A 3,369-nucleotide genomic window follows, 5' to 3' on the forward strand; every position below is an offset into this window, starting at 1 on the left:
CAGGAAAGCGCAAGAGGGAGCCACCGGGGGGAAACGCCCGGTATCTTTAAGTCCTGTCGGGTTTCGCCACCACTGATTTGAGCGTCAGATTTCGTGATGCTTGTCAGGGGGGCGGAGCCTATGGAAAAACGGCCGCTGTGCTGCCTTCTCCCTCTCCGAGCTGTCTGCTCTATGTCGTTATGTGCGCGTTGCGACCGCTCGCCGCAGCCGAACGGCAGGAGCGTAGCGACTGAGTGAGCGAGGAAGCGGAAAAGAGATCTGTCTGACATTGAGCACTGACGCTCTGAGGCCCTTTATGACGAAACAACAGAAAACAGCGCTGAACATGGCTAAATTCATCCAGAATCAGTCTCTGCTCCTGCTGGAGAAGCTTAACGAGCTTGATCTCGATGTTGAGGCCGACCTTTGTGAGAAACTCCACGATGATGCGGAGCATCTTTTCCGTACACTGTCCTCGAGACTGGATGAATTACAGGATGGTAATTGATGGCCAGAGTGTCTATTAGTGAAGCGGCACGGCTTGTTAAGGTTAGCCGTCCCACAATTTACAAGATGATTAACAGTGGGAAGTTAAGTTACACCTCTGTTGTAAAGCACGGGAAGGCTATTAAAGTTATTGATACTTCAGAGCTTATTAGAGTGTTTGGTTCTCTTGATGGTGTCATCGATACTGTAAAATATGATGTAAAAAGTGACGCAGAATCTACAAGTATTAACAGCGTTGGTTTACATGATTTACAACATAGAATCGCTCTACTTGAAGCTGAAAACGATGGTCTTAAAGGGGCTGTTAAGGCTCGAGATGAGCATATTGATTCCCTTCGTCAGGCTATGCAGCTTCTGGAGCACAAGCGCGAGCCTTCTTCACCACCCCATTCCCCGTGGTGGAAATTCTGGAAAAAATCCTGATCCTGCCATGCTTGAGTTTTCCTCTCCGGCCATCCCAGGGAGTTCCTGAACCTTCCCAAAAATCGCCAGATCTCTGAACGCTCCTCACGACTAAAAATACCCACACACTACGCAAAATTAAAATTTTGCAGATTCCTTATTTAAAACAATTGGTTAATGAAAAATTAATGTGCAGTGATGTGTTACAAAGTGCAGATCCAAGTCGTGGACGACTCTATGGCGAATCGTTTACGAATTGCCCACGATTCATATGTGAATCACGCTTTATTATCATGTTGTTATGATGAATCGACTCTTGATTCAATTCATCAATTTGGGCGTTTTTTGTTCATGGTGACTCTTGATTCAATTCACGATTCGAATCGCCGGTGAATCGTGTGGTGAGTCGTCCGGCGACTTGCCATAACGTGATTGCCGGCCGTCGACGAACCCGATTCCTGAACGTGCTGAAAACCGGTTTTCCGGCTGTGCCGGCAACGCCTCACGGCCACGCAATAAATTGCGCATCCGTTCACCGTTATCGGGGTGGTTCGTGGTGGCTTTCAGGGCGTTCATCGGATTTTAGCCGCTAAAATCCCGGCCAGGTATGTCCGTGCATAGCCATGCAGTCGCGCCAGAATCATCAGGGGCGTTTTTTCTCGATATGGGCACAGAAAGGTGTGTGTTTCAGGCCGGAGGCCTCAGAAACGCCCTGAGGGCCTCTGAGGCGGTGCGGGCAACGGATGTTATGGTAAATAGCTCGACTCTGTGGCTCTTACTCGACGATAAAAAAATAGTATTATAAAACAACACCTTACAAAAAACATATATTTATCAATGGTTTATGTTTGTTTTTTGTGAACTAATAGTTTATCAATTTGGGCGTTTTTTGACTGATAAATGGTCTTTTATCGCGCTAAATTTCATCTTATGAACTAATTTTTAGATGCTAAAAACTAATGATTCTAAAAGTAAGTGATTGATTAAATTGGTTTTATTTTTTATTTTCAAAAAAAATTAAAACCATTGTCTCTAGATGTAAATCCTTTGGCGAGATAAAATTTGAAAATAACTCCTCGTAGAAGGACCTTTTATGGAAAATTTAACCGTTATCAGTTCATTTATTACCTCAATAGCCCCTGTCATCAGTGGGTTCGTTCCGTTCCTGTTGTCATTAGCTGTTTTGGCAGGCTTCGTTGCTATTTGCATTATTGGCTGGAGGAAGTGAGATGATCCCTAATTGGGCTCCGATGTTCTCTTGGTGGGTTCATAACGGACTTATTCGGAAATTTAATTGGCGTAACGATGAGATCGGCAAACCATCAGCAAAGGTTGCCGCTCTTATGATTTACATAGCAATTACCATGAAATGCGCTGAAGAAGTTGGCATTCAGGAAGTGAAAATAACCTATACCCGGCTATCAGAAATGACAGGGATTAGTCGGCAGCTGATAAGAGAAGGTACAGCTATTTTAGTTAAGCTGGATATGATTGATGTTACGCGGATTGGTCGAAACAACACCTATAAACTGATAAGCAATAAAGAGCGTAGTGGATGGTGCAAGATACCTGTAAGAGCAATAACTAGTGAAGGTGGCCATGCTATTACACCATTTGAAGATTTAAAGCTAAGGCGAAAAGTAGAGCTGCATGCGCTAAAAATATTCATTTATCTTGCTTCTGTTCGTGATAACTACACAGAGTATTCGTTAGCTTCTTACCAGACTATAAGTAGTGCTGTTGGCATTACAGAAAAAGATATCCAGAGAGCATTAGCACTCCTCTCATTGGTAGGTCTGATCACTAGGATTTCTAGTGAAAAAGCTGATGACACTAAAAAGAATCAGCCTAATCGCTACTATCTTGCTGGATATAAAAGCTTTGTTAAAAGATCGGACTGGTGAATACGAGGTGTGCATAGGCAGGGATGGGTTTAACGCTAAGCTAGGAATGCATTCTTGACGTTACTCTTTGGCTAAGAGTATCGTTACGCATTAACGAAAAAACCGCCCTGCAAGGCGGTTTTTCGAAGGTTAAGTCAGTTGGGGAACTGCTTAACCGTGGTAACAGGGTGAACAAGACCGCTGCCGCCAAATTTCTCTTTAAGTTTAGCCGTTGTTAGGCTCAAACATCAAGACTAAAGAATCTATAGGCATCTTGTTACCCCGTTACCAGTGGCTACCGCCAATGGCGATTTGTCGTGTCTGCTCCGGGTTGGACTCAAGTGATAGTTACCGGAAAGGGCGTGGTAGTCGGGCTGAACGGGGGGTTCTTGCATACAGCCCAGCTTGGAGCGAACTGTCTAAACGGAGCGGGACGTGGTGATTTAGGTAAGGCTTCCACCACAACACGTAAACCGCAGGGCGGGAACAGGAAAGCGCAAGAGGGAGCCACCGGGGGGAAACGCCCGGTATCTTTAAGTCCTGTCGGGTTTCGCCACCACTGATTTGAGCGTCAGATTTCGTGATGCTTGTCAGGGGG

General features: G+C 45.1%; 4 protein-coding genes and 1 pseudogene. 3 read left to right on the forward strand and 2 right to left on the reverse strand.

All coding sequences use genetic code 11. From position 1 onward, the window contains the following. Positions 1-295 precede the first annotated feature (295 nt). Positions 296-487 carry a Rop family plasmid primer RNA-binding protein gene (locus ACLH1I_RS26430; RefSeq protein WP_023302508.1) on the forward strand — a complete coding sequence of 64 codons (192 nt, stop codon included), beginning with the start codon at positions 296-298 and terminating at the stop codon, positions 485-487. Then, a complete protein-coding gene (locus ACLH1I_RS26435) occupies positions 487-909 on the forward strand; it encodes a helix-turn-helix domain-containing protein (protein WP_025714834.1) in 423 nt (140 codons plus the stop codon). Before ACLH1I_RS26430 ends, ACLH1I_RS26435 begins: the two co-directional genes overlap by 1 nt. Positions 910-1,254: 345 nt before the next feature. On the opposite strand, the gene ACLH1I_RS26440 is transcribed toward ACLH1I_RS26435, so the two are convergent. Continuing rightward, positions 1,255-1,464 (reverse strand): hypothetical protein, encoded by a 210-nt coding sequence (locus tag ACLH1I_RS26440; protein ID WP_158239539.1) that lies wholly within the window; start codon positions 1,462-1,464, stop codon positions 1,255-1,257. A 653-nt stretch (positions 1,465-2,117) separates the two neighbouring features. Here ACLH1I_RS26440 and ACLH1I_RS26445 point away from each other — a divergent pair. Continuing rightward, on the forward strand, positions 2,118-2,792 hold the full coding sequence (locus ACLH1I_RS26445; protein ID WP_065806389.1) for a helix-turn-helix domain-containing protein: 675 nt from the start codon (positions 2,118-2,120) through the stop codon (positions 2,790-2,792). Positions 2,793-3,034: 242 nt separating this feature from the next. Here ACLH1I_RS26445 and ACLH1I_RS26450 read toward each other — a convergent pair. Then, a pseudogene (locus tag ACLH1I_RS26450) lies at positions 3,035-3,369 on the reverse strand (hypothetical protein); the annotation flags it as partial.

The sequence above is a fragment of the Klebsiella sp. 1SOBk10mer genome (assembly GCF_046602535.1).
In the GTDB taxonomy this organism is placed as follows: Bacteria; Pseudomonadota; Gammaproteobacteria; order Enterobacterales; family Enterobacteriaceae; genus Klebsiella; species Klebsiella quasipneumoniae.